Genomic DNA, 26,053 nt, shown 5'->3' with positions numbered 1-26,053 from the left:
GCAGCTTGCAGCTTGAAGCATGCAGCCAAATTTCCCCAGCCAGCAACCCTATTGCGCCTTCGATTTAAACCAACTATCCCTGATTTTTTTCATTGAATCAGTTAGAGTTTTACCGCTATTCTCTATATCAGTTAAACTTAAACCGGTGTTTTCTTTAAGCACCAATGTTGTTTGCTTCTCTTTTCCACGGTGTTTGTATACTACATTTATGCTTTCACCAGGTTTTTTTTGTGCGATATAATTATTGATATCTCCTGGTGATTTAACCGGTGTTTGATCAAGCATTAAAATTTCATCATTAATATCCAATCCGGCTTCATAGGCTGAACTTCCTCTGCTAGTATTACTACTTACAATTAATTTACCTTGTTCATTGGCCCTGGTGTTCAGTCCAATTGAAGCTTTCCCCTCATTTGATTTTTTCAATTCATAACCAGCTTTTGCAAAAAGTCCGGCATAGTCAACCGCTTCATGACCAGTAATATATTTTGAAAAAAACTGCTCGGCGAAAGCGGCATTGGTAATAGAAGCCAGTGTTTTTTGCATGGCTGGAATTGTGTACGGGATTTCTGTCTTGCCATAGGTAAGCCACATCGCTTTCATATAATCATCCAGTGATTTGTTTGTTTTAGTTTGCAATTCCAGATCAAGCGCTAATGCCAATGCTGCTCCATAGGTATAGTAAGAAGTAAACATGTTGCCGTAATTCGATTTATCAATCGATACACCTGCGTCAACAAACACTGCATGGTTGCTGGCATCTACGGGTGAATAGTATACTGCGCCAGGATTATTCAATTTTGCATTCGCAAGACTACCTGCGGTGCCAATAAATCTTTGAGGGGTGCTAAGACCAGCCCGTGCAAGCAATAATTCTCCATAGTATTGGGTGAAACCTTCCGCAAACCATAACTCATTACTCATATTGCTTTTCTCAAAATTGAAAGGCTCCAGGGTTTTAGGTCTTATTCTTTCCACGTTCCAATTATGAAAAAACTCATGAGAAGTAACACCCTGTAAAAATGCCGGATTGAAAGTAGATGTTGGAGAAGAAATCATAGTAGAATTTCTATGCTCCATGCCATCACCTTGAATATATGGGTTAGCACTCATGATAAAAGTATACGTGCCTGTTTCATAATTCGGGAACTCACCAAAAACAGCTTTCGCTTCTGCAACAATTTTTTTGGTTCTTTCCATCAGGTCATCTGCCTGCTCTGGCGTAGCATTTGCTTCGAGGGCAATTCTGATCGAGTATTTTTTTCCATCAGGATTACTTACCTGCCATTCACGGATGATCAGGTCGCCAATTTTAGTTGGACTATCCATGAAGTATTGGAGTCCAGGTGCAGTAAACGTATGCGCATTACTGGTAGGGAATAACTGGGTTGCAATTACACCTTTATTCTCTTTAGGCAGATCGAAACTTATTTCTATCGGTGCTTTATCATACCCTTTGATCCACATAAAAGTGGCAGGCATATTAAAATGAATGCTTTCAGGATCAATGCCGGCATAAGTACCATCTGCATGATTGGCAAAAAGTGTATAGGTTACTGTAACTGTTCCATTATGTGATGGCACTTCATATACATCACCATCAATGCGTTGAAGGGCAATTTTGTTCCCGTTTTTATCAGTTGCTTTTACATCATAAATGTTCTTACCAAATTCATGGGTAGCATACCTGCCTGGAGAAGAACGGCTCATCCTGAAAATAGCAGGTTTTTGTTGAATGCCAGTAGCTGTAATACTGATAACAGCTTCGTGGTGTATAGCATTTGGGAAACTCACTTTATAAGATATCTTTTGTGCATGTACCAGCACAACCAATAATGATAAAGTGAAAAGAGTGGTGATTTTTTGAAACATATAAATAGATTGTATGAGTGCTAAGATAAACGACAATATGGATTTAACAGATCATTCTGATAATAGCGATGTTATTATATTCCATTGACGATAAATGAATTAAGGGGCTTTTTAGCTGATTGTTAACAGGTTATCGTATAAAATGACTGTTTGGTACGAAATAAAATGCAGGTATCATCCGAATAAGTTGGCAGACGATTTATTTAACCGTACCTTTGCATCCTTAATTTACAATTTCAATTTTACAAATGAACACACAAATTCAGGGAACTGTAAAGTTCTTCAATGAGGAAAAAGGTTTTGGATTTATCAAGCATGACAATTCAAGTCAGGAAACTTTCGTACATGCTAATGGTCTGGTTGATCAGATCGAAGCTAACGATAAAGTAGTTTTCGACGTGCAGGAAGGTCGTAAAGGCCCTAACGCCGTTAATGTTAAGCGTATCAACTAATCAGCATACCTCTTAACCTATCGAACCATCCCGATTATTTCGGGATGGTTTTTTTATGTCCGGCAAGCCTCTCATTGGCCTGATGGGATACTATGAACTATATTTGCAACCAAAACAAGCAATAGATGATCAGCCTGATGCAACAACTTGAAGAAACAGTAAAATTCATTAAATCCCGTATTCAGGGAGAAGCCCATATTGGTATTATCCTCGGAAGCGGATTGGGAAACCTTGCGAATGAGATAAAAATTGAATTTGAAATAGCCTATAATGAAATCCCTCATTTTCCAGTTAGTACTGTGGAAGGACATAAAGGCAAGTTGATGTTTGGAGAATTGGGTGGTAAGAAGGTATGGGTAATGGGTGGTCGTTTTCATTATTATGAAGGCTATACGGCCCAGCAGGTAGCATATCCTGTACGGGTAATGCATTTATTGGGTGTAAAAACCTTATTGCTTTCAAATGCCGCTGGAGGTGTTAACCAGCACTTTAATGTGGGTGACCTTATGATCATCAACGACCATATTAGTTTCTTTATCGTAAACCCATTATTAGGTAAAAATGAAGAAGCACTGGGTACCAGGTTCCCTGATATGAGTGAACCATATGACAAATCACTGATCAATAAAGTAATTGCAATAGCAGCAGAACATAATATCGCCTTGCACCAGGGTGTATATACAGGCGTAACAGGCCCGACATTTGAAACAAGGGCAGAATATAAATTGATTAAAGCATTGGGTGGCGATGCGGTTGGAATGAGTACCGTTCAGGAAACCATCAGCGCAGTGCATTGTGGTATGAAAGTGTTTGCCATGAGTGTAATTACCGATCTTGGAATAAGAGAAGAAGAAAATGTAATTACACATGAAGAAGTTTTACAAGCAGCACACGAGGCAGAACCTAAACTAACTTTATTATTTACTGAACTGATAAAAAGTCTTTAACCAGCATTTTCAGTTTTAACTTACTGCAAATAAGTTTCAGCTTATTTTGCAGGATATTCAAAAACATGCGTGTACAAAAAAGCCAGGTCTTAACAGTTATGTTGATATGCATGGTATGCTTTGTACATGCACAGAGTGGCAATTACCGTACAAGAGGTTCCAGTGGACAAAGATCCGGTATCACCACAGATCCACAGGGTAGACCGATAAGGCGAAATACGGGCAACGATTCACTTAAAACCAGGAATAGCCTCGCAGATTCAATCACTATTTATTATCGTTTTTTTGATTCAACACGTATCAGAACCATTGATTCTTCTATCAATGATTTTTATACCCGGTTTCCACTTCCTTACCGATACCACACATTAGGTAATTATGGAACTGCCGCACAACCACTGGTTTTTGAACCATTCATGCGGGCAGGTTTTGATGCAGGCTTTCATGCTTACGATGTTTACCGTTTTACACCCGAGAATACTAAATTTTACCAGACTACAAGACCTTATACGGAATTGGCTTATTTATTAGGAAGTAAGGCTGAGCAGTTGATTAATTTTGTGCATACGCAGAATAAGAAAGACAATTTTAATTTTTCCATCGAGTATCGATTCAGTAATGCACCAGGTAATGTAAAGAACCAAAATGCCAGTCATAATAACTTTAGGTTTACGACCAGTTATCGTTCATTGAATCGTAAATATGGACTGAATCTGATCTATCTTTCTAATAAAGCAGCTTCCTCTGAAAATGGCGGATTGCAGGATATACGTAAGCTTGATAGCCTAAGACTAAATGACCCCTATGAATTGGAAACAAGATTGGGCAGGGCAGGAGCAGCCAACCGTAACCCTTTTAATACAGGTGTAAATACAGGTAATCAGTACAAAGAAACAATGGTGCTGTTACGCCAGTTCTATGATTTTGGTAAAAAAGATTCTATTGTAACAGACTCCACCATCTACAAAATTTTTTATTCAAGGTTCAGACTGGAACATACATTCAGGTTCACGGCAAGCGATTACCAGTTTTTTGATTTTGCAGTAGATTCCTCCAGTTACCTGCAATATTTCAACAGAACTGTACCAGATAAATTAAATATCGGCTACCGGGATCACTGGAATGATATTACCAATCAATTCAGTATCCTAACATTCCCGGATAAAAATAACCAGAGTCAATTTATAAAAGCAGGAATTGCATTGCAAAACCTGTCCGGAAAATTTGATTCGGTAATCCGCAAGAACTATTATAATGTATATGCATTAGGTGAATACAGGAACCGCAGCCGAAATCAGGTTTGGGATATTGAGGCAAGGGGCGAATTATACCTGAATGGGTATAATGCTGGTGATTATGAAGCCTTCATCAGTATGAAACGTTTACTGGGTAAGAAAGCTGGTTACCTGAATATCGGATTTCATAATGTAAACAGATCGCCTTCATTCATCCTTAATCCATTAAGTAGATTTCCGATTGATAATAGGGTTAATTATAATAAGGAAAACACCATTCGGTTGTTTGCCAGGTATGAAAACCCGAGAAGTGGATTTGCATTATCAGGTTCCTATTATGCCATTAGCAATTACATGTACTTCGATAGCTTTTTTCAGGCTAAGCAGGAAGCCACTTTATTCAATGTAATTCATATCAGAGCGGAGAAAAAAATTAAACTATCCCGCTACTGGAACTGGTATACAGAAATAGACCTTCAGCAAACAACCGGACAGCCGCCCGTAAATGTTCCGCTTCTTCTTACCCGTAACCGAATTGCTTTTGAAGGCAATTTTTTCACCAACCTGTTTTTGTCTACCGGAGTAGAATTGCGCTACCATACCGCCTATAAAGCCGATGGATATTCTCCGTTCCTGGGGAAATATTTCTACCAAAATACCCAAACCCTCAGTAACCGGCCGGATATCAACCTTTTCCTTCATTTCAGGATCAAGAGTTTTAAAGGTTTTGTACGCTTCGAAAACCTTAATTCATTGAATACCAGCAAAGGATTTGAATTTAGTAAACCGAATAAAGTGTCGGAATTATACCCATCTACCAGTCTTTGGACAAGGGTAGGTATCTGGTGGAATTTTGTGAATTAAGCATTAACAGAATTTTTGACTGGGTATTCTAAGTCTTTGTTAACTTTGTGGTGTAATGAAGCGCATTTTAACTTCTATCATAGCCTTGGTGTATTTCGTTATCAGCAGTGGTCTGGTAATGAGTGTGCATTATTGCATGGGGAAAATTAGTAGCGTTGATTTAAATCATAATAGCACAGAAACCTGTGTTTGTGGCATGTCATTAAAGGAAACTTCCAGTAAGGGCTGCTGCAAAACTGAGTTTAAAATGATGAAGCTGGAAGATAATCATAAAGCAACCTATGCTTTTTATGATATTCAAACTCCGGTTATCCTGCTTCCCCAATCAGTTAGCTTGTTTGAGCAAATTGATTTGTTAACCACTTCAAAGGTTTATGCCGACATCAATGGCCCGCCTTTATTGTCTGAACAAGATACTTATCTGCTTAATTGTGTTTTCAGAATCTGATACCCTTAAAAGGGTCCTAATGCTGTATTAATAGTATTAATACGGTACTCTTATTGCTATTCCTATAGCACCATCAGATTTATTTACATCATTTTATAAACTTTATTGTCATGAAAACACAATCACTATACTTAAGCATATTATGCACTTTCATCTCCTTTTTTGCAGTTGCGCAAACTAAAACTACCGCTTTAAAATCTGAAGAAATTAAAGTTTGGGGTAATTGTGGTATGTGCAAATCAACCATTGAAAAGGCCGCAAAAGCAGGTGGAGCCAGCACTGCCATCTGGAATGAGGATACCAAAATACTCAAAGTGAAATATGCTGCTTCGAAAACAAACGGAGCAAAAATCCAGGAGAAGATTGCCGCTGCAGGATATGATACCAAAGACCAGACAGCGAACGATGCAGCCTATAATAACCTGCACGAGTGCTGTAAATACGATCGCAAAGCTGTTACCGGTATGAAGCATGATAAAGCATGTTGCAGTGATGCCAATTGTACAGATGCAAAAGACTGCTGTACCGATAAATGTGCTAAAGACGCCAAAGACTGCTGTAAAAAAGCATAATTCATCCATCCTATTATAAGCAGACACCAGATAGGTGATGCTTTACGGGAAAATTTAGCTGTGACCTATGGTCTATGGTCTATGGACCATAGGTCCGCAGCTTGCTTAACCTTAAATTTTCAATCATGAAAAAGTATTTATTATTCCTGTTTATTATATCGGCTATTACAACAAGCGCCCAGGTAAAAAAAGTAAACCTTCGTGCTAGTGGACTTACCTGTGCAATGTGTTCTAAGGCAGTATTCAAATCGCTTTCAGATGTGCCATTCGTAGATAAGATTCAGGTTGATATTCAAAAGTCAACCTATGAAATCTATTTCAAGGATAATAAAACAGTTGAATTCGATGCATTAAGCAAAGCGGTTACAGACGCAGGCTTCTCTGTTGATGAGTTAATCGTTACTTCCAATTTTGATGGAATAAAATTGCAGAAAGGAACCAAGGTTCAACTTGGTAATCAAACACTTCAATTCATCAACAGCAATGACCAAACGCTTAAAGGAGAAAAAGCTTTCCGGTTAATTGATAAGAAATTCGTTTCAGCCAAACAATTTAAAGAATACAAACTAACAGCCGGAAAAGCCTATGCGACGGGATTCCTTGATGGTAAACGCGTATACCATGCCGTGCTCTGATAACTTAGTTTAATTCGTGGATCATGTGTTGAGGTGCTGGGTACTAGGTACTAGGTATTAGGTATTAGGTATTAGGAAGGAGACCTTTTAATGCAAAATTATCCTAACTTATTATATTCCCCAGTACCCAGTACCCAGTACCCAGTACCTAGTACCTAACACCTAACCCCTAATACCTAACCCCTAACCCCTTCATAAGGTAATATGAAATACTTAACAACTTTAATAATAGTGCTTGCAGGTAATATTGCAAGTGCGCAGGAATTGTATGTGTTTACCGAGCCAGCCAGTAATATGCCCTCAAAATCTATCGGCGTAAAACAATCTGCTAAATGGTTGCGCAATACTTTCTCTGGAAGAACAGAAAGCAGACATACTTCTGAAGTAATGTTTGGCATGAACAAAAACCTGATGTTGCATGGTGCTGTTACATTTTCAAATATGTACAGCAGGTCACAACAATTCGAAAGTTTTCGAACCTATGCAAAGTATCGCTTTCTAACCCTGGATGGAATGTATAGTCATTTCAGATTGGCTGCATTTGCTGAAGCTTCTCATAGCCGTAACATTTCTTCATTTGATGAAATAAGTCTGGAAGGCGATCAGAGTGGTGTACAGGCTGGTATTATAGCCACACAGCTCCTGCATAAATTGGCAATTTCCACCACACTTAGTCTGACTGAATCATTGCAAAAGGGAAGAAGCCTTCCGGGGCCTAAATCTGTTCCGTATCAGGCGTTTAATTATTCATTGTCTGCAGGATACCTGGTATTGCCTAAGAAATATACCAGTTACGATCAAACCAATTTAAACTTGTATGTAGAATTACTTGGACAGCGTACTTATGATAAGAAACGATATTTTGTAGATATCGCACCGGCTGCTCAATTGATTTTCAATAGCCAGGCCAAGTTAAATTTGGGATATCGTTTTCAACTGGGAGGCAATATGAACCGAATGGCAGACAGAAGCTGGATGCTAAGCTTTGAGTGGCTCTTTTTGAACGCTTTTAAGTAGGGGTAGCTTATGGTGTATCGGTCATAGCAAATAGTCCATAGTCCATGGTCCATAGTCCATGGTAAACCCATGAACCTTCGGATATATGCTTTAAGATACGACCTGCAAGTCTCTCGTAGAAGGAACGCAGATTTTCATGATTTTCAAGATCTATCATGATAAATCATGAAAATCATGAAAATCCGTGTTCTATTAATAACAGGTTGTGCATTAGTAACAATCTAGTATTTCACTAACCAGTTCATTTTAAATTATCTCCCCCTCATCTATTCCATTAAAAGCTAATGGCTAATGGCCATTGCTGTCCGGGGAAAATTTGCTAGCATCTTCTGAGCCACAGGCTACATGCCACAAGCTGCAAGCAATTAGTAAACCAGACATTAAACAGGAGCCAGGTAATTAGGGAAGATAAAAAAGAATAAATACAATCAGTACCCGTGGACAGACCTTCATTGGCATTGGTGTCGAGCGAAGCGAAGACAGACTAAATCATGCGCAGCAGATTTAGTCAGAGGCCAATGTAGTCTGGGAACGGGTACGGGGCCATTCGGCCCAGGAGTAACATTCAATTTTGAGCAACCGCGTGATCGATTTTACTCATTGTCATAAGGTGATAGATATTGCCCAAGCCATCGTTACGGCTTATTTTAAAAGCAGGGGTTCTGTTTTCAAACTGCGACAGAATGATTGCTGTAGAAGAATTTCAGAGAAAAATGATATTTTTACCGGACAGCAATGGCTAATGGCTAACAGCTTATAGCCCAAATTTCCCCAAACATCAATGCCCGGAAATCAGTACCTTTAACCAGTGAGAAAACTGGCAGCCATATTTATTGTAGTAGTTTACCTTTTCGGTGCTACTGAGGCAAGTCAATTACTGAAACTTCCTGTTTTGGTGCAACATTATTATGAGCACAAGGCAGGCAACAAATCAGTAACACTAGTACGTTTTCTCCAGATGCATTATATGGGGCAGGATGATAATGACAACGACAATCTCCGCGACATGCAGCTACCCTTCAAAACAATGGACGATTGTTGTATGATAGCTTCTAACAGTCTTCCTCCTCAACGTATACAGATCAGTGAAGTATTATCCTACGAAGTTCAACAGGAGTTTACTTTATTAAATGACGCTGCACCTTTCACCATTGCAGTGGCCGATATCTTTCAACCCCCTCGAATAAGCTAATACCTCCCGCTTTTCACATCATACTTTCGATGTGTATTGAAAATAAGCTGTTCACCGATTTACCATGCGGAGAACAGCCAGGTCATGTATCTTGATAACAAAAGAAAATTCATACTCGCATGTTAAATGCTATTATTCATTTCTCCGTCAGGAATAAATTGATGGTGGGTTTAATGGTACTTGCACTCATTATAGTGGGTGTCATTGAAACCACGCGCCTTCCAATTGATGCAGTTCCTGATATTACCAATAATCAGGTATTAGTAATTACCAATGCACCCAGTCTTGGTGCGCCAGATGTAGAGCGGTTTATTACTGTGCCTATTGAACAAGCCACCCGGAATGTACCCGGTATTGTGGAGCAAAGAAGTTTTTCTCGTTTTGGCTTAAGCCTTGTCACCATTGTATTTGATGATGGAACTGATGTTTATTGGGCACGTACGCAAATCAATGAAAGACTATCACAGGTGCGCCAGCAAATACCCCAGGGCATGGGCAGCCCTGAATTAGGTCCGGTAACAACGGGTTTAGGGGAAATATTTCAATACGTAGTACGTCCCAAACCCGGCTACGAAGGAAAATACAGTATGGCTGAACTACGAACCATACAGGATTGGGTAGTAAGAAAGCAGTTATTGTCAACAGAAGGCATTGCCGATGTAAGCAGTTTTGGTGGCGAGCTCAAACAATATGAAGTTGCTGTTAAATCAGATAAACTCCGCAGCCTGAATGTTACCATATCCGATGTCTTTCAATCACTTCAGGCCAATAACCAGAATACAGGAGGGGCTTATATAGAAAAAGGTCCGACTGTATTGTTTATCCGAACAGAAGGACTCACAAAAAGCATCGGCGATATTGAAAACATTGTTGTTAAGCAGGTTAATGGTATTCCTATTCTGGTGCGAGACCTGGCCGAAGTAAAAATAGGAAGTGCCACCCGTTATGGTGCTTTGGCTTATAATAATGATGGAGAGGTAGCTGGTGCAGTGGTAATGATGCTGAAAGGAGAGAACAGTAATAAGGTAATCAAAAACATCAAAGACAAAATTACCCAGATTGAAAAGACTTTACCGGAAGGAGTAATGATTGATCCATTTCTCGATCGTACAAAAATGGTGAACAATGCCATAGGTACCGTTGAAACCAATTTGCTGGAGGGAGCATTGATTGTTGTTTTTGTATTGGTCTTATTCCTGGGAAATTTTAGGGCTGGTTTTATTGTGGCAACGGTTATTCCTTTATCCATGTTGTTTGCCATTATCATGATGAATGCATTTGGCGTTAGTGGAAACCTGATGAGCCTTGGTGCACTTGATTTTGGATTATTGGTAGATGGAGCAGTAATAATTGTGGAAGCCGTTATGCATAAAATGTCGAAACAGAATGGCTTTGCAATGGGCACAAAACTCAGCAAGGATCAGATGAATCATACGGTTGAAGATGCAAGTGGAAAAATGATGAATGCTGCGGTATTCGGTCAGATTATTATTCTGATTGTTTACCTGCCGATCCTCACTTTACAGGGTATTGAAGGAAAAATGTTTAAGCCAATGGCACAAACTGTATCCTTCGCCATCCTCGGCGCATTCCTGCTCTCTGTTACTTATGTGCCCATGATGAGTGCCTTTTTTCTCAGTAAGAAAATCGGGCACAAGGAAAATATATCAGACCGTATGATGAAAAAATTACAGTCTTGGTACAGTCCAGCTTTAAAGCGTATACTCAAAAGACCTTCCCTGATCATTACCGGATCCGTAGTTTTATTTGCTGCAGCCTTGATTATTGTGAATACCCTGGGAGGAGAGTTTATACCGAAACTGGAGGAAGGAGATTTTGCAGTTGAAACGCGCGTACTAACTGGCTCATCACTTACTACCACTCTCAGGGAAAGCCAGAAAGCAGTTAAAATAATCCTGAAAGAATTTCCCGAAGTGGAAAAAGTAGTAACAAAAGTGGGAACAGGAGAAATACCCGCAGACCCTATGCCCATTGAATCGGCAGATATGATTGTGGTATTGAAGGATAAGAAGGAGTGGACATCCGCAAAAACCTTTGACGAACTCGCAGAAAAAATGGGAGAAAAAGTTTTGGCTGTGCCCGGCGTAACTACCGGGTTTCAATTCCCTGTTCAAATGCGTTTTAATGAACTGATGACAGGGGCAAGACAAGACGTGGTCTGTAAAATATTTGGTGATGACCTCGATAGTCTGGCATCCTATGCTGCTAAAGTAGGTTCTGTAATTGGTACGGTTAATGGTGCCAAAGACCTATATGTTGAAACTGTTACCGGTATCCCTCAAATGGTCGTTACTTATAACCGGGAAGCTATAGCACGTTTTGGTGCCAGCATTGAATCGGTAAACCAAACCATTCAGGCAGCTTATGCCGGTAGCGTGGCTGGTCAGGTATTTGAAAACGACCGAAGATTTGATTTGGTTATCAGGCTTGATAAAAACCAGCGTAATGAAGCCGAGGATATACAAAACCTATTGGTTGGGTTACCTAATGGACAACAAGTTCCCCTGAACCTGCTGGCAACTGTTGCAATGCAGGATGGCCCCTACCAGATACAAAGAGAAGATGCACAAAGAAGAATTACCATCGGATTTAATGTTCGTGGTAGAGATGTGCAATCAATTGTAAATGAACTTCAGGCAAAAATTAACCAGCAAATGAAATTACCTGCCGGTTATTTTATTACTTATGGCGGACAGTTTGAAAACCTCCAGGAAGCTACCAAAAGACTTACCATTGCTGTTCCGGCAGCCTTGCTACTTATTTTTCTGATGTTATTCTTTGCCTTTAGAAAATTCAAATATTGTCTATTGATTTTTTCTGCTATACCCCTATCAGCTATTGGTGGTGTTTTTGCATTATGGATTAGGGGTATGCCATTCAGCATCTCGGCAGGTATCGGTTTCATTGCATTGTTTGGGGTGGCTGTGCTTAATGGTATAGTATTAATTACTGAAATGAACAGGCTTAAAGCAGAAGGCGAACTAAACCTGAATGATATTATACTACGCGCTACAGAAACAAGGTTAAGGCCGGTATTAATGACAGCAGCAGTGGCATCATTTGGTTTCTTTCCTATGGCATTAAGCAATGGGGCAGGAGCAGAGGTTCAAAGACCACTGGCAACAGTTGTTATCGGCGGATTACTGACAGCCACTTTTTTAACCTTGTTTGTTTTACCTGCACTCTACCTGATTTTTGAAAAAACAAAACCAATACGGCCAATGAAAACAACCCTTATAATTTTAGGAATGCTATCTATGTCAACCGTATTTGCACAGCCGGTTCGTCAAATGAAATTGGAAGAAGTAACAGAAATGGCCATTCAGCAAGCGCAAATGATCAAAGTGAGTAAGTTGCAGGAACAATATTACAGCACATTGAAAGGAACAGCCCGTGAAATACCCAAAACCCAGATACTGACAGAATTGGGTAACTACAACAGTTTTAATTTTGATAGCCGTATTTCAGTTACTCAAACTTTGCAGTCTGGGGCCTTATATCAAAAACAGGAATCGGTGTTGAATAATTACCTGGCCTCTGCCAATATTCATACAACCATCCAGAAAGCGCAATTAAAAAAGCTGGTTGCACAACTTTACCTGAATCTTCAGTTTTTAGCTGCCAGAAACAAAATACTCGTTAAAACAGATAGTATCTATGGTAGTTACCAGAAAGTTGCTCAGCTAAGATTTGAAAAAGGAGAATCCAATCTGTTAGAAAAAACAACCATTGATAACCAGGTAATGCATAATAAACAGTTATTGTTGATGAATCAATCTGATACCAGAACGGTTCAACTGGAATTGGCAATTTTACTGCAACAGGAATTGTTGGTAGAACCAGCGGAAGCCTTAACTGCACAGCAAAACCTGTATGATACAGCACTGTTAAACCAGCATCCGGAAATTCAATTTTATCAAGCACAATCAGCAAGGGCTCAGTCAGAAACTGAATTGGAAAAAACCAAATTAAAACCAGAATGGCTTGTTGGGTATAATAACCAATCTCTGATGGGTTGGATGACTTATAAAGACAGGACTGAAAAATATTTTAATGCAGGCAATCGATTTTCATCTGTTACATTGGGCGTGTCGGTACCCTTTTTTAATAAAGCAAGAAAAGCACGTATTCAGGCAGCCACCATCCACGAAGAAGTAACGAAAGCTGAAACTGAACTGGCATCAATGCATTTAAAGACAAGACTAATGCAGTGTTTGCAGCTCAGGGAAAAATTCAATGCCAGTCTATTATACTATAAGAATAGTGCTATTCCTCAATCTAATACCATGATCCAGACTGCAGGGTTACAATACCGTAACGGCCAGATCAATTATATTGAATGGGGCACACTAATGACACAGGCTCTTTCGATACAGTTACAATATGCTGAAGTGCAACGCGAACAACAGCAGAATGAAATTGAACTTGATTACTTATTGCAAAACAAATAACCTAATTATATGCGGAAATATATATTCATAGCAGCACTACTAGGTACTATAGCCTGTGGTACAAAAAAACAGGAAGCTACTGGTGAGCCAACAGCAACTGTGGAAGAAGATAATAAAGTAAGCTTAACAGCAGAGCAGATCCGAAATGCCAATATTGAAATCGGAATGGCAAGCGAAACAAACATGAGTGCTACTATTAAAGTGAATGGCGTAGTTGATGTACCGCCACAAAGTATGGTTTCAGTTAGTTTTCCATTGGGCGGGTACTTAAAAAATTCTCATTTGTTACCTGGAATGGGTGTCCGCAAAGGGGAAGTGATTGCAACACTGGAAGACCAGAGTTATGTACAATTGCAGCAAGACTTCCTCATGGCCAAAGCCAGGATGGATTTTCTTTCAACCGATCTGGAAAGACAGAAAGATTTATCTGCTCAGGATGCAACGAGTAAAAAAATATACCAGCAGGCTTTAGCAGATTTTAAAACCCAACAGGTGCTGATAAAATCATTGGAGGAAAAACTCAGGATAGTCGGTATCGACCCCGATAAATTGACCGTAAGTAATATTTCCAGAACCATTAACCTGCGTTCACCTATCAATGGGTTTGTAACCAAGATTAATGTGAATATTGGTAAGTATGTAAATCCGGCTGATGTATTGTTTGAGTTAGTAGATCCTGATGATATACACGCGGCTTTAACGGTTTTTGAGAAAGATATCATGCTTATCAAAAAAGGTATGCGGGCAGAAGTTTCTCTGGCAGATAAGCCAGGAAAAAAATATGAAGTGGATGTAATCCTTGTTACCAGAAATGTAGACGAAGCAAGAGGTGGACTTGTACACTGCCACTTTGAACAAGCTAACCATGAATTATTACCAGGCATGTTCTTAAATGGAACATTCGAATTGGAAAACAGGAAAGTTAAAGCAGTGCCTGAATCTGCCATTGTACGCTTTGAAGGCAAAAGCTATGTTTTTATTGCCAAAGACAGCAGCAATTTCGAAATGACTGAAATAGAAACAGGTGTAATCCAAAATGGAATGGTTGAAATAAAAACCGGAGAGTCCATAAATATTAATGAGCATAAACTGGTATTAAAGAATGCGTATAGTCTTTTGGGGAAATTAAAGAATAAGGCAGATGAAGATTAAGTAGCGCATACAACATAAAATGTCGATCCCAACTATTTAAATGGCAGCGCTGATTGAATAGTTGGGATTTTTTTGTATCCAAAACTTAATAGAAAATTCAGCTAAGTAATTAATTCAAAGGTTAGCTCATTTTTTTTGAAGACGATTTCCTATTACAATAAAGATGTAAAACAACACCAGGAATACCGCAGCAACACCAATGCAATTGATGAATACACGAGGATATCCTAAAATATTTACATCAATAAAAGGATAGGGATAAGTATGAGAAAATGTTCCCCTGATCAAGGTATATACCATATAAGCCAGGGGATATAGGGTCCAGTATATGGAACTACGAAAATGTAGTTTTGATTTTTGTACCATGAAAAACCAATACCATAAAAAATATATTGGAGTGATGGTGTGTAATAATTCATTCGAAATTCGCCCCCATCCTGTAAAAGTCCAGATTTGACGTAATAACAAGTTGTAAATAATTCCAACAACTAAAATATATACGGTAATAGCAGTGGTGGTGGTATATTTTCGGAAGAATTGAGTTATAGAAGCCTGTTTTAAAAAAAGAAGGGAAGTAAAATATATCGCAACCAGTAGATTCGTAAGAATGGTAAAATAGCTGAAGAATTTAATTAAGGAAGCGAGCAGCGGTTGCTGTCGATTCATCAGCATATCTGTAAGCTGTATGATGATCCCGGCCCAGGACAAACATGCTCCTGCAAGGGGCATAAGTATATCCTTCTTTTTCTCAGTGGCATGCATCATGCTACTAAAAATAAGCAATTATGGGCATTCGAACCAAGCCGTTCTTTATCATTTAGCAGGTGTTAGCCTCCCGGATAGTTACTGGTTTATATAGGTAGACAAGGCAGCTTCAACATCATAAAAGGATGATAGTTTGCGGATGACAGATTCAACAACTGCATCCGGGCAACTGGCTCCACTAGTCATAAGTATGCGCACAATAGGTTGCTGCGGTAGATAATTTTCTACCATAGCTTGTTCTTTGGTTCGCCAGTTTCGGTTAAGTATTTCCTGCTTACTTATTAATTTATCTACGGCATCAATAAAATAAGTGGGCAGTTTAGCTTCGCATAATTCTACCAAGTGAGAGGAGTTGCTGCTATTATATCCTCCAATTACAATAGCAAGATCAGCAGTTGTGCTGGCCAGCATGCTGGTTACAGCTGTTTGATTATCATTTGTAGCATAACAGAGTGTATCTCTTGTATCGGCAAAACGATCTGCAATGGTATCGGCAGTTAATGTAAAGTGTTTGATAAAGACAGCTTTCAGGTAATCTGAAATAGCCTGGGTATCTGTGGCGAGTTGGGTAGTTTGGTTAACTACACCAATACGCTGTAAATCTTTTTCAAGAGAAAAGCCTTCAGAATAACGCCCTTTAAACTCCGTATAGAAATCCTCCCCGGTTTTTTCACCAGTAATATATTTAGCCAATTCAATGGTTTCTTCCATATCATTCACTACCACAGTTGGCGTATGATAGGATGCATGTGAAAAAGTAGCCCTTGTTTCCTCATGTTGAGGTTTGCCATGAACTATAATACTGTAACCTTTTTTGGCAATTTGCTCACTTCTGTTCCATACTTTTTCTACAAATGGACAGGTAGTATTATATTTTTCTGTGGGAATACCTTTTGCTGTGAGCATTGATTCAATTTCCAGCGTGGTGCCAAATGCCGGGATTATGACAACATCTTCCTTTGTCAGGCTATCAAATGGAATGAGCTGGTTTCCTTTTGTATCCTGTAAAAATTGAACACCCTTATTTTGAAGATCCTGATTTACCTGCGGGTTATGAATCATTTCACTGAGCAGAAAAATACGCTTACCTGGATTTTCATCTATGGTACGAAATGCGATTTCAATGGCATTTTCTACCCCATAACAAAACCCGAAATGACGTGCAAGGTAAATCTGTAAAGGGCCTAAATCTAGTAATGTAGGCGAAAAATCTTTCTTCAGCTTATCCTGCTCTTTTCTTGTCTGTTTGATGCTCCCAATCAAAGGGCTCCGATACCCAACCGGCACATTAAACTGCTTCATAAAGCAAAGATAGGGAATAGGCGGGTGCAAGTACTGTCCGGGGAAATTTGGCTGCAAGCTTCAAGCTTCAGGCTGCAAGTCAAGCGTAGGATGGAACACAGATCTTCATGATTTTCAAGATCTATCATGATAAATCTTGAAAATCATGATAATCCGTGTTCTATTAATAGCAGAAAGTGTATTTACGGTAACCAAATATTTCTTTAAGCAACTGACCTTAAATTTTCTCCCCCTCTATTATTCCATTAAAAGCAGAAAGTCCATATTAAGCACCCATCAATGCTTGTAGCTTGAAGCTTGAAGCTTGCAGCCAATTTTCCCCCATTTTCCCTATCTTCCCCCTACCAAACGAACTGTTGCTCATGTCGAACCATATGTTTCTGCAAGCTTGCCTTATCGTAAGCGGCGGTGTTGTTATTGGAGCCGCCCCAAAAGAAAAAACCATTTTTACCACCATCGCCCGCCAGCGCGAGAGCCAGCAAAAAGGGTGGAAGTCATTATTTAATGGACAATCACTGTCCGGCTGGAGAACGTATCAGCGAAAACCGGCGGACTCATGGCAAGCCAAAGACGGATTACTTTATTGCAAGGGGAATAAAGATGCTAATACAAAACATGCCGATCTGATTACCGAGGAACAATATGAAAACTTCGAATTATCACTGGAATGGAAACTTGCACCAGCAGCCAATAGCGGTATATTATACCTTGTTTCAGAAGCTTTTCCTGCGAGTTACGAAAGTGGACCGGAATACCAGCTTATTGATGATAGGGGCTATCCTGCCAAATTAGAAGCCTGGCAAAAAACCGGGGCCAACTATGCCATGAATATTCCTTTGGAAGATGCAACTAAACCCGCCGGTGAATGGAACCACACCAGAATTATTGTAAACAATGGAGCAGTGGAGCACTGGCTCAATGGCAAAAAAATTGTTGCTTATACTTTGTGGGATAAAAACTGGGAAGAAAACAAGCAAAAAGGCAAGTGGAAAGATGTACCTTCTTATGGAAGCACTAAATCTGGCCATATTGCTTTGCAGGACCATGGCGGGGAAGCCTGGTTTCGGGACATTAAAATTCGGGTGCTTTAGTAAGCAATACCAGCACCCTTTCACAACAAGTTTTATTAGCCTCTCAGGTTCATTATCTTTGCCGGATGCATTATGTGTCTGTAGAAGGTCTTACCAAGAGTTATGGGATCAACCCACTGTTTCGCAATATTGGTTTTCATATTAATGAAGGAGATAAAATTGCGTTAATCGCCCGTAATGGTGTGGGTAAATCAACTTTATTACGCATTCTTGCCGGGCAGGAAACTGCTGATGAAGGAAAGTGTTGGATCAATAAGGAAGTAACAGTTGCCTTATTTGAGCAGGAGCCTGAATTTGATGAGTCTAAATCAGTACTCGAGAATATTTTTCATATTGAACACCCCATCATAACGGCTATCCGTGCTTATGAAGCAGCCGCTGAGGCTGAGGATGGCCACCTAATTGCCGAAGCCATTACCCGAATGGATGAATTAGGAGCCTGGGATTTTGAGGCCAAGGTAAAACAGATACTGGGTAAGCTAAATATCCATCACCTCCACCAGCCCGTTAAAAATTTGAGTGGCGGACAACGAAAAAGGGTTGCACTTGCAAAAACACTTATTGATATAGGGTTTGAACATAAGCATACATTATTGATGATGGATGAACCTACCAACCATCTGGATGTGGAAATGATTGAGTGGCTGGAACATTACCTCAACGCTGAAAATATCACGCTATTATTGGTAACGCACGACCGTTATTTTTTAGATGCAGTCTGCGATGAAATCTGGGAGCTGGAAAGGGAAAACATGTATGTGTATAAAGGCGATTATGAAAATTACGTGGAGAAAAAAGCGGCACGGATAGAAAGTGAACAGGCCAGTATAGATAAAGCCCGTAACCAATACCGGAAAGAACTGGAGTGGATGCGTAAACAACCCAAGGCAAGAACCACCAAAAGTAAAAGCCGACAGGATAATTTCTACGAAGTAGAAGCCAGGGCAAAACAAAAAATAGAAGATGCCAAACTACAATTGGAAGTGAAAATGAATCGCCTGGGCGGCAAAGTAGTGGAAATGAAGAAGGTCTATAAATCTTATGGAGACCTGCCGATTTTAAAAGGATTTGATTATACATTCAGCAAAGGAGAAAGAGTAGGCGTAATTGGAAAAAATGGTGTTGGTAAATCTACCTTCCTGAATATTATTCAACAAATTGAAACAGCGGATAGCGGTAAAATAAATATCGGTGACACAGTCATTTTCGGCAATTTCTCTCAACAGGGATTGCAGATTAAAGAAGACCTCCGTGTCATTGAGTATGTGAAAAGTTTTGCAGAAAGTTTTCCGCTTGCAAAAGGAGGAAGCCTAAGTGCAGCGCAGTTTCTGGAACTTTTTCTTTTCTCACCCGATAAACAATACACTTATTTGTCGTCGTTAAGCGGAGGAGAAAAGAAAAGACTTCAACTACTTACCATTCTTTTTCGCAACCCTAACTTCCTGATACTCGATGAACCTACCAACGACTTAGATCTTCCTACGCTGGCAGTTCTCGAAAACTTTCTCAGCGATTACCAGGGTTGTGTGATGATTGTTTCGCACGACCGTTATTTCATGGACAGACTGGTAGATCATTTGTTTGTATTTGAAGGTAATGGTGAAGTGCGAGACTTCCCCGGTAACTATACCCAATACCGGATATGGCAGAAAGAACAGGAACAGTCGAATCAGGTGAATACAGCGGTCATTCCGGAGAAAAAGCAGACAGAAACGACAGAGGTTGTAGCGAAAAGGAAAATGAGTTTTAAAGAAAAACGCGAATTCGAGATACTGGAGAAAGAATTGCCTGCGCTTGAAAAAGAAAAACAGGACATTACAGAACAAATGAGTAGTGGAAACCGCTCATTCGATGAAATCTCAAAACTCAGCGACAGACTATTGGAGATTAACCAGGCACTTGAATCCAAAGAAATGCGTTGGCTTGAACTTAGTGAAATGGTCTAATTAAAACAATTAAACCAATTCGAAAGATAGGGATTTGCTTTCTTGTCCATTCATAATAACTGATACCAAATGTTCTCCTTTATAGAATACCCTTGTCGTAATGGGTTTGAAACTTTGTCTGCGGTTTATTTTAACGGTTTCTCCTGGTTGAATCATTCTTTCGCTGATCTTGAATACTTTTTTGGATAAACTACCATTGTTTTTCCGATACTGGATCGCGTATTCCAAACGTAATAAGGTCGGTTTTTTACCGGAATGATGTATAGCGCATTCAAATTCAAGATAATCTCCCACACGGATGGCTGGTGTATTAACTTTAAACTTGCTGATATTGAAATGTTCTGCGCTCAGCTTATAGAATGATAATGCCGAGGCATCTCCTGCTTTCAATAAAGTTCTCAATCCATGTTTAATGATCGCATCGGTATCTGCGCTAAGTCCTTTCCACTGCTTAGCAATTTTTAGTACAACCTGTGGATTGTCTTTTGAAATATCATTCAGGTTATTGGCAACACTTCTTCTTACCACTTCACAATGGTCTTGTTTCAGGTTTTCGAGTATCGGTAAAATGGGGCCGGGGTCTTTTTTCAAAAAAGGCAATGCCATTGCCCAGGGTAAGCGTGGTCTTGACCCCTCACTTGCAAGTCTTCTAACATGCCTGTTTTTATGTTTGGACCATTTCAGCAATTGAGGAATCATCTTTTTCTCATAACGAAGTATAAAGGGTCGAATCGCAAATTCACAACTAATAAATTGTGTTACTGATTCCATCGCGGCTATGGATGATGAGTAATCATCCAGGCCATAGAGGTGAATATATTCGGGTAAAAAAAGATATTCTATACTACTGGCTGTTGGGCCCTCTTTTTTTACCTGATCTATCAATTTAGTAAGGTATACAGAAGCATTCGCATAAGGCTGTGGTAAAAACCTGTGCAGCACATGTGCGATATGGGCCATTCTTTCCTTTAACTCATAACCGGCAAATGCGGGTGTATTGATTTGTTCGATGAATTTTTTTTTGTTGACAGTCGGCAGAACTTTTTGAAAACTGTCTGCAAATTGTGCAATGAATAAAGGAGAATAGAGGTCTTTAAGTAAAGTGCTCATTAAAACCGTTTTGCGTAATAATAATATTTGTTCATTCCATTCATATTCAATTCATGGAACAGTTATTGGAGAAACACCGAACCTGGTTCAGGTAAAGAACCGTTTATTCCGGCATTTGCAATAGCCAGTAGTTGGTTTACGGCCTTTTTGCCAGATATTCCCAGGTCAGCACTAAAATCATTCACATATAAACCGATATGTTGACGCATTACTGTTTCGCTCATTTCCTGTGCATGCATCCGAACATAATCTGAAAGTTCAGGATAATGTTTAAATGCATAAGCAAGACTTTTTTGTATCAACCTATTTATTTGGAGGGCAACTTCTTTGGGTATTCTGTTATGTACTACAATGCCACCAAGCGGAATCGGAGAAGCTGTTTTAGTTTCCCAATAATTTCCGAGGTCCATCAGTTTATTTAACCCTTTGAGATGATAGGTGAACCGGTTTTCATGTATAATTACTCCCGCATCTACAGCGCCCGATAAAACCAGGTCCTCTATTTCATGGAAAACATGAAAGCTTTTATTCTGTGCATTTGGAAAGGCAAGTGAAAAAAGTAAATGGGCGGTCGTGTTTTTTCCAGGTATCGCAATACGTGCCTCATTAATTTGTTCAATGGTTATAGACGGATCTTTTGTAATCAGCAGTGGCCCCACGCCCATACCTAAAGCACCACCACTATTGAGCACTTTATATTGATTCAGTATAAGTGGTAAAACGCCATAGCTTATTTTAGATACATCCAGTTTCCCTTCTAAAGCCCACTGGTTCAATGTTTGTACATCTTCCAATACTACGTCGAACGATAATCCTTCTGTATCAATGCGCTTATTAACCAAGGCATCAAATATAAAAGTATCGTTGGGACAGGGGGAGAAAGCTAGGGTGAGGGTCATTGAAATTTGAAAATTTGGAAATTTGGAAATTTGGAAATGGGATGCTGAAAGCAATTTGTTTGAATTTGAAAATGCAGTTAACTTATTTCAAAAACAAAACTACATTCACAATTCACCATTCACCATTCACCATTCACTTAATCTTATACAATTTATCCAGGTATTTAATCAGCGTATCATTCAGTGCGTCGAGTGCTTCTTTTATTTTCCAGTTGGATTTGTTTCTTTCGCCTACATAATTTGAAATGGCCCTTATTTGTATAAATGGAATATTGGCTTCTCTGCAGATATAATGCAAAGTAGCGCCTTCCATACTTTCAATGGTGGGCTTATATTTTTTTGTAAGTAATTCAATCCTTTTTTTCGAGGTTGTTATTTCATTAACGGTTATTGCAGCATGTTCCGGTAGTTTTAGCAGGTTGTAAGTACTGAGCCATGGGTTCGGTAATTTTTTCTTCTCGTAAGGATGGTAATTGCTTTTTTCGAGTTTAAGATCAAAAATATCTTTCCATTTTCCTTCTTCTTCCACACCCATATCACCTAATATTTCTTCCCTGATAGCCACCACTTTTCCAAGGGGCAAATTGTTATTAAATGCTCCGGCAATGCCAGCCTGAATAATCAGATCAGGTTTCTCCTCAGTAACCAAACGGGTAAGTGAAACTGAACTGGCCAGCATACCCACACCTGATTGATGAAACCGCACTTTCAAACGCTGACTCTCACCCGTATAGAGGTTATTGATGTTTAGAAAGCAGGGCATCCATTCTCCAACTGTTGCCGCAGTAATGATAACACGCATAGGTTCCGATTAAGGATAATAAACAATAAAAGTACAGTTTTTAGACTGTGTGGGGAGTGTAATTGGTAATATGCTACAAGCCTTTGCTGACTGGGGAAAAACAGCTGCTAGCTGCTAGCCTCTAGCTTCTAGCTTTTTTTACCGTGAATTTAACTACCCACTAACTTAAGTGTGCTAATTAAATATTTCTTATAAGTATGGCTTACAAAATAAATCTCAAGCCCTGTCATTTATTCCACTTGTAGCAGAAAGTCAAAAATAAGCACTAATCAAGGCTAGCAGCTAGGAGCTAGAGGCTAGTAGCTGTTTTTCACCGGAAAGCAATGGCTTGAAGCTTGTGGCTCATAACCCATAGCTTACAAAAGATAAAGCCCTTGCAAAACCCCTAACTTTCTTAACTTTGCAAAAATTTTGGTGTTTGCATGGTGTACTTAACGAGGCAGGAGCATTTTAACGCAGCTCATAAACTATATAATCCCCGCTGGAGCAAAGAGCAAAACGATGCTGTTTTCGGGGTTTGTGCCAATGAAAACTGGCATGGGCATAACTATGACCTCTTTGTTACCATTAAAGGGCACCCCGATCCGGATACAGGTTTTTTATATGATGTGAAGAAGCTGAGTATACTCATAAAAGAGCATGTAATCGATAAACTCGACCATAAAAACCTGAATCTGGACGTAGATTTTATGAAAGACCAGCTTTGCAGTACCGAAAATCTGGCTATCGCTATCTGGCAACAATTAGCACCCCATTTACCACAACAAGTTGAATTACATTGCATTAAGTTGTATGAAACTCCCCGTATCTATGTGGAGTACTTCGGGAATTAAATTACTGTTTAAATAATTATTGATTTTACTTAAACAAAACAACATCGCTTTTGTTATTTAGATCGTATGTACCTTTGTTATCAGGATGTCTGACATTCCTGGAAACAGATCGGGTATAGACATTCAAGCGATGTTATTAATAAGCAGGCTCACTATCGGTCAGGCCACTTGATCAGCACACTTCTGAAACAGTGCCAGACCATTAATAATTAACTCACTTGATTTTCGGATGATTCTTATTGGATTATTGTAGTTGAAGTGTGCAACGCAAAAGTGTTGACGAATAAAATACTGCCTGGATATTTTTTAAACCAGGTGGCAGCAAAACATGGAAAAAGTAGCAGTTTTTAGAAAAGAACATTTTAACGCGGCACATCGTTTGCATAATCCTGCCTGGACGGAAGAAAAAAATAAGCAGGTATTTGGTTTATGTAATAACCCACATTATCATGGACATAATTATGAATTGATCGTGCAGTTAACAGGAGTGCCAGATGAAGAAACAGGTTATGTGTTTGATATGAAATTGTTGAGTGAAATAATTCATGAAGAAGTAATTAAAAGATTTGATCATAAAAATTTGAACCTAGATACGGTTGAATTTGCCAACTTAAATCCTACTGCAGAAAATATTGCTGTAGTGATTTACAAGTTACTCAGGGCGAAACTGGATGGGGGATTAGATTTAAAAATTAGACTGTATGAAACAGAACGAAACTTTGTTGAATATCCGGCTTAATGGTGAAGAAATTGCCTTAAGTGAACTGCATATCGACAATATGGGAGATGACCATATAGGTTCTAGTGCAAACACACCATTGCGTGAAGATGCATTTGAAAAATCAGATGACGAAAAGATTACCGCAATCGAGGCACATTTTCGTTCTATTATGGAGATACTGGGATTAGACCTTACAGACGATAGTTTAAAAGGCACACCCAAGCGCGTGGCTAAAATGTATGTGAAAGAAATTTTCCAGGGACTTAATCCGGCTAATAAGCCAGCCATGACTTTGTTTGAAAACAATTATAAATACAATGAAATGTTGGTTGAAAAGAACATTTCATTTTACAGTAATTGTGAACACCATTTTGTACCTATCATTGGTAAGGCCCATGTTGCATATATCAGTAATGGGAAAGTAGTTGGATTAAGTAAACTCAACAGACTGGTAGAATATTTTGCCAAACGTCCGCAGGTGCAGGAAAGACTGACCATGCAAATTGGTCAGGAACTGCAAAAAGACCTTGAAACAGAAGATGTGGCTGTTATTATAGATGCCAAACACCTTTGTGTGGCAAGCAGGGGAGTGGAAGATGATACATCATCCACAGTAACAGTTTTTTATGGCGGTAAGTTTAAAGAGGATAAGGTAAAAGATCAGTTACTCAAATTTCTTGAACTGAAAACGGAATTTTAAACAGTCCCTAAAGCAGCATTAGCTGCTTTTTTCATGGAATGAAGGCCAACTGAAATAAAAATTTTGTGATATTGTGTGGAATCGATTTCTTTTGCGTTCCTAAAATTCTCCTACATGAATAAACACGCTTATATATTTCCCGGACAAGGTTCCCAGTTTAGCGGAATGGGTAAAAACCTCTATGAGCAAAATGCCTCCGCCAAACGTTTGTTTGAAAATGCCAATGAGATCCTTGGTTTCAGAATCAGTGATATCATGTTCAATGGAACAGAGGAAGAACTGAAACAAACCAATGTAACCCAACCTGCTGTTTTTTTGCATTCTGTTGTAGCCTACAGAACCATTGAAGGTGCAACACCTCATATGGTAGCCGGGCATTCACTTGGTGAATTTTCTGCGCTGGTTGCTAACAATACACTCAGCTTTGAAGACGCATTACAACTCGTAAGCATTCGTGCAAAAGCTATGCAAAAAGCCTGTGAACTGGTGCCATCTACCATGGCAGCAGTACTTGCATTGGATGATGCTAAAGTAGAAGAAATTTGTGCAGCCGTTCAGGCAGAAACAGGAGAAGTAGTAGTGCCTGCCAATTATAACTGTCCAGGTCAGTTAGTAATCAGTGGCTCAGTGAAAGGAATTGAAATAGCCTGTGAAAGAATGAAAGCTGCTGGCGCAAAAAGAGCATTGGTACTACCAGTTGGCGGAGCATTCCACAGTCCACTAATGGCACCAGCCAGAGAAGAACTGGCAGCAGCCATCGAAGCAACAAGCTTTCACAACCCAACATGCCCGGTTTACCAGAATGTAGTTGCAGCAGCTGTTACAGAACCGGATATGATCAAACAAAACCTCATTAACCAATTAACAGGTGCCGTAAAGTGGACCCAAAGCGTTCAGGCAATGGTAACTGATGGGGCTACTCATTTTACAGAAGCAGGTCCGGGTAAAGTTTTACAGGGACTGGTACAGAAAATATTCAAAGAAGCCGTTGTTGACGGCGTTAACTAATAAAAAAGGGCTGTCCGG

Annotated in this window: 23 protein-coding genes; 16 read left to right on the top strand and 7 right to left on the bottom strand. The window is 39.4% G+C overall.

What is annotated here, in order from left to right; genetic code table 11:
* Positions 1-48: 48 nt before the first annotated feature.
* Positions 49-1,872, bottom strand: a complete 1,824-nt coding sequence (locus ACH30E_RS15345) for a M61 family metallopeptidase (RefSeq protein ID WP_490825538.1) — start codon at positions 1,870-1,872, stop codon at positions 49-51.
* Positions 1,873-2,120: 248 nt separating this feature from the next.
* Between ACH30E_RS15345 and ACH30E_RS15340 the strand changes: the two genes are divergently transcribed.
* The 7 genes from ACH30E_RS15340 (at position 2,121) to ACH30E_RS15310 (ending at position 8,042) form a co-directional block, all read left to right on the top strand.
* On the top strand, positions 2,121-2,324 hold the full coding sequence (locus ACH30E_RS15340) for a cold-shock protein (protein ID WP_294991776.1): 204 nt from the start codon (positions 2,121-2,123) through the stop codon (positions 2,322-2,324).
* Positions 2,325-2,449: 125 nt separating this feature from the next.
* Positions 2,450-3,271, top strand: coding sequence for a purine-nucleoside phosphorylase (locus ACH30E_RS15335; RefSeq protein ID WP_490825536.1), 822 nt, complete (start codon positions 2,450-2,452; stop codon positions 3,269-3,271).
* A gap of 65 nt (positions 3,272-3,336) precedes the next feature.
* Complete coding sequence (locus tag ACH30E_RS15330; protein ID WP_490825535.1) at positions 3,337-5,370, top strand: putative porin; 2,034 nt, start codon at positions 3,337-3,339, stop codon at positions 5,368-5,370.
* 55 nt (positions 5,371-5,425) lie between these two features.
* Positions 5,426-5,818, top strand: a complete 393-nt coding sequence (locus tag ACH30E_RS15325) for an HYC_CC_PP family protein (RefSeq protein ID WP_490825534.1) — start codon at positions 5,426-5,428, stop codon at positions 5,816-5,818.
* A 110-nt stretch (positions 5,819-5,928) separates the two neighbouring features.
* On the top strand, positions 5,929-6,390 hold the full coding sequence (locus tag ACH30E_RS15320) for a heavy-metal-associated domain-containing protein (RefSeq protein ID WP_490825532.1): 462 nt from the start codon (positions 5,929-5,931) through the stop codon (positions 6,388-6,390).
* Between the two features lie 125 nt (positions 6,391-6,515).
* The gene (locus ACH30E_RS15315) at positions 6,516-7,025 is read left to right on the top strand and encodes a heavy-metal-associated domain-containing protein (RefSeq protein WP_490825531.1); all 510 of its coding nucleotides are present in this window, start codon (positions 6,516-6,518) and stop codon (positions 7,023-7,025) included.
* A 204-nt stretch (positions 7,026-7,229) separates the two neighbouring features.
* A complete protein-coding gene (locus ACH30E_RS15310) occupies positions 7,230-8,042 on the top strand; it encodes a hypothetical protein (RefSeq protein WP_490825529.1) in 813 nt (270 codons plus the stop codon).
* Between the two features lie 7 nt (positions 8,043-8,049).
* Here the strand turns inward: ACH30E_RS15310 and ACH30E_RS15305 are convergent, their stop codons facing one another.
* On the bottom strand, positions 8,050-8,199 hold the full coding sequence (locus ACH30E_RS15305; protein ID WP_490825528.1) for a hypothetical protein: 150 nt from the start codon (positions 8,197-8,199) through the stop codon (positions 8,050-8,052).
* Between the two features lie 651 nt (positions 8,200-8,850).
* Between ACH30E_RS15305 and ACH30E_RS15300 the strand changes: the two genes are divergently transcribed.
* The 3 genes from ACH30E_RS15300 (at position 8,851) to ACH30E_RS15290 (ending at position 14,858) form a co-directional block, all read left to right on the top strand.
* Positions 8,851-9,234 carry a hypothetical protein gene (locus ACH30E_RS15300; RefSeq protein ID WP_490825526.1) on the top strand — a complete coding sequence of 128 codons (384 nt, stop codon included), beginning with the start codon at positions 8,851-8,853 and terminating at the stop codon, positions 9,232-9,234.
* A 119-nt stretch (positions 9,235-9,353) separates the two neighbouring features.
* Positions 9,354-13,706 (top strand): CusA/CzcA family heavy metal efflux RND transporter, encoded by a 4,353-nt coding sequence (locus ACH30E_RS15295; protein ID WP_490825524.1) that lies wholly within the window; start codon positions 9,354-9,356, stop codon positions 13,704-13,706.
* A gap of 9 nt (positions 13,707-13,715) precedes the next feature.
* Positions 13,716-14,858: an efflux RND transporter periplasmic adaptor subunit gene (locus ACH30E_RS15290; protein WP_490825523.1), complete on the top strand. Its 1,143-nt coding sequence runs from the start codon at positions 13,716-13,718 to the stop codon at positions 14,856-14,858.
* Positions 14,859-14,984: 126 nt separating this feature from the next.
* On the opposite strand, the gene ACH30E_RS15285 is transcribed toward ACH30E_RS15290, so the two are convergent.
* Positions 14,985-15,623: a Pr6Pr family membrane protein gene (locus ACH30E_RS15285; RefSeq protein WP_490825522.1), complete on the bottom strand. Its 639-nt coding sequence runs from the start codon at positions 15,621-15,623 to the stop codon at positions 14,985-14,987.
* A 78-nt stretch (positions 15,624-15,701) separates the two neighbouring features.
* The gene (locus ACH30E_RS15280; protein WP_490825521.1) at positions 15,702-16,925 is read right to left on the bottom strand and encodes a 4-hydroxy-3-methylbut-2-enyl diphosphate reductase; all 1,224 of its coding nucleotides are present in this window, start codon (positions 16,923-16,925) and stop codon (positions 15,702-15,704) included.
* A gap of 362 nt (positions 16,926-17,287) precedes the next feature.
* Here ACH30E_RS15280 and ACH30E_RS15275 point away from each other — a divergent pair, with 362 nt between their 5' ends.
* Both ACH30E_RS15275 and ACH30E_RS15270 read left to right on the top strand, forming a co-directional pair.
* The gene (locus ACH30E_RS15275) at positions 17,288-18,016 is read left to right on the top strand and encodes a 3-keto-disaccharide hydrolase (protein ID WP_490825519.1); all 729 of its coding nucleotides are present in this window, start codon (positions 17,288-17,290) and stop codon (positions 18,014-18,016) included.
* Positions 18,017-18,081: 65 nt separating this feature from the next.
* A complete protein-coding gene (locus ACH30E_RS15270) occupies positions 18,082-19,962 on the top strand; it encodes an ABC-F family ATP-binding cassette domain-containing protein (RefSeq protein ID WP_294991735.1) in 1,881 nt (626 codons plus the stop codon).
* 9 nt (positions 19,963-19,971) lie between these two features.
* On the opposite strand, the gene ACH30E_RS15265 is transcribed toward ACH30E_RS15270, so the two are convergent.
* From ACH30E_RS15265 to mqnB, 3 genes are all read right to left on the bottom strand, one after another.
* The gene (locus ACH30E_RS15265) at positions 19,972-21,072 is read right to left on the bottom strand and encodes a DNA alkylation repair protein (RefSeq protein WP_490825518.1); all 1,101 of its coding nucleotides are present in this window, start codon (positions 21,070-21,072) and stop codon (positions 19,972-19,974) included.
* Between the two features lie 62 nt (positions 21,073-21,134).
* Positions 21,135-21,971, bottom strand: a complete 837-nt coding sequence (locus ACH30E_RS15260) for a 1,4-dihydroxy-6-naphtoate synthase (protein WP_490825516.1) — start codon at positions 21,969-21,971, stop codon at positions 21,135-21,137.
* A gap of 133 nt (positions 21,972-22,104) precedes the next feature.
* On the bottom strand, positions 22,105-22,773 hold the full coding sequence (gene mqnB / locus ACH30E_RS15255) for a futalosine hydrolase (protein WP_490825514.1): 669 nt from the start codon (positions 22,771-22,773) through the stop codon (positions 22,105-22,107).
* A gap of 422 nt (positions 22,774-23,195) precedes the next feature.
* Here mqnB and ACH30E_RS15250 point away from each other — a divergent pair, with 422 nt between their 5' ends.
* From ACH30E_RS15250 to fabD, 4 genes are all read left to right on the top strand, one after another.
* On the top strand, positions 23,196-23,606 hold the full coding sequence (locus ACH30E_RS15250; protein WP_294996831.1) for a 6-pyruvoyl trahydropterin synthase family protein: 411 nt from the start codon (positions 23,196-23,198) through the stop codon (positions 23,604-23,606).
* 328 nt (positions 23,607-23,934) lie between these two features.
* Complete coding sequence (locus tag ACH30E_RS15245; RefSeq protein ID WP_490825513.1) at positions 23,935-24,345, top strand: 6-pyruvoyl trahydropterin synthase family protein; 411 nt, start codon at positions 23,935-23,937, stop codon at positions 24,343-24,345.
* Complete coding sequence (gene folE / locus ACH30E_RS15240; RefSeq protein WP_294996836.1) at positions 24,308-25,027, top strand: GTP cyclohydrolase I FolE; 720 nt, start codon at positions 24,308-24,310, stop codon at positions 25,025-25,027. Before ACH30E_RS15245 ends, folE begins: the two co-directional genes overlap by 38 nt.
* 114 nt (positions 25,028-25,141) lie before the next feature.
* Positions 25,142-26,035, top strand: a complete 894-nt coding sequence (gene fabD / locus ACH30E_RS15235; RefSeq protein WP_490825512.1) for an ACP S-malonyltransferase — start codon at positions 25,142-25,144, stop codon at positions 26,033-26,035.
* The last annotated feature ends 18 nt before the right edge of the window (positions 26,036-26,053 follow it).

The sequence above is a fragment of the Sediminibacterium sp. FW305-C-61 genome, from assembly GCF_058231065.1.
This window is presented reverse-complemented; position numbering and strand designations above follow the sequence as displayed.

Excerpts from the sequence above, each read along its gene's own strand:
- ACH30E_RS15245 (WP_490825513.1), top strand. The coding sequence starts at position 23,935 with ATGGAAAAAGTAGCAGTTTTTAGAAAAGAACATTTTAACGCGGCACAT.
- ACH30E_RS15335 (WP_490825536.1), top strand. The coding sequence starts at position 2,450 with ATGATCAGCCTGATGCAACAACTTGAAGAAACAGTAAAATTCATTAAA.
- ACH30E_RS15340 (WP_294991776.1), top strand. The coding sequence starts at position 2,121 with ATGAACACACAAATTCAGGGAACTGTAAAGTTCTTCAATGAGGAAAAA.
- ACH30E_RS15330 (WP_490825535.1), top strand. The coding sequence starts at position 3,337 with ATGCGTGTACAAAAAAGCCAGGTCTTAACAGTTATGTTGATATGCATG.
- ACH30E_RS15325 (WP_490825534.1), top strand. The coding sequence starts at position 5,426 with ATGAAGCGCATTTTAACTTCTATCATAGCCTTGGTGTATTTCGTTATC.
- ACH30E_RS15345 (WP_490825538.1), bottom strand. The coding sequence starts at position 1,872 with ATGTTTCAAAAAATCACCACTCTTTTCACTTTATCATTATTGGTTGTG.
- ACH30E_RS15310 (WP_490825529.1), top strand. The coding sequence starts at position 7,230 with ATGAAATACTTAACAACTTTAATAATAGTGCTTGCAGGTAATATTGCA.
- ACH30E_RS15275 (WP_490825519.1), top strand. The coding sequence starts at position 17,288 with ATGTCGAACCATATGTTTCTGCAAGCTTGCCTTATCGTAAGCGGCGGT.
- ACH30E_RS15320 (WP_490825532.1), top strand. The coding sequence starts at position 5,929 with ATGAAAACACAATCACTATACTTAAGCATATTATGCACTTTCATCTCC.
- ACH30E_RS15315 (WP_490825531.1), top strand. The coding sequence starts at position 6,516 with ATGAAAAAGTATTTATTATTCCTGTTTATTATATCGGCTATTACAACA.
- folE (WP_294996836.1), top strand. The coding sequence starts at position 24,308 with ATGAAACAGAACGAAACTTTGTTGAATATCCGGCTTAATGGTGAAGAA.
- ACH30E_RS15305 (WP_490825528.1), bottom strand. The coding sequence starts at position 8,199 with ATGATAGATCTTGAAAATCATGAAAATCTGCGTTCCTTCTACGAGAGA.
- ACH30E_RS15295 (WP_490825524.1), top strand. The coding sequence starts at position 9,354 with ATGTTAAATGCTATTATTCATTTCTCCGTCAGGAATAAATTGATGGTG.
- ACH30E_RS15250 (WP_294996831.1), top strand. The coding sequence starts at position 23,196 with ATGGTGTACTTAACGAGGCAGGAGCATTTTAACGCAGCTCATAAACTA.
- ACH30E_RS15280 (WP_490825521.1), bottom strand. The coding sequence starts at position 16,925 with ATGAAGCAGTTTAATGTGCCGGTTGGGTATCGGAGCCCTTTGATTGGG.
- fabD (WP_490825512.1), top strand. The coding sequence starts at position 25,142 with ATGAATAAACACGCTTATATATTTCCCGGACAAGGTTCCCAGTTTAGC.
- ACH30E_RS15290 (WP_490825523.1), top strand. The coding sequence starts at position 13,716 with ATGCGGAAATATATATTCATAGCAGCACTACTAGGTACTATAGCCTGT.
- ACH30E_RS15260 (WP_490825516.1), bottom strand. The coding sequence starts at position 21,971 with ATGACCCTCACCCTAGCTTTCTCCCCCTGTCCCAACGATACTTTTATA.
- mqnB (WP_490825514.1), bottom strand. The coding sequence starts at position 22,773 with ATGCGTGTTATCATTACTGCGGCAACAGTTGGAGAATGGATGCCCTGC.
- ACH30E_RS15285 (WP_490825522.1), bottom strand. The coding sequence starts at position 15,623 with ATGATGCATGCCACTGAGAAAAAGAAGGATATACTTATGCCCCTTGCA.
- ACH30E_RS15270 (WP_294991735.1), top strand. The coding sequence starts at position 18,082 with ATGCATTATGTGTCTGTAGAAGGTCTTACCAAGAGTTATGGGATCAAC.
- ACH30E_RS15265 (WP_490825518.1), bottom strand. The coding sequence starts at position 21,072 with ATGAGCACTTTACTTAAAGACCTCTATTCTCCTTTATTCATTGCACAA.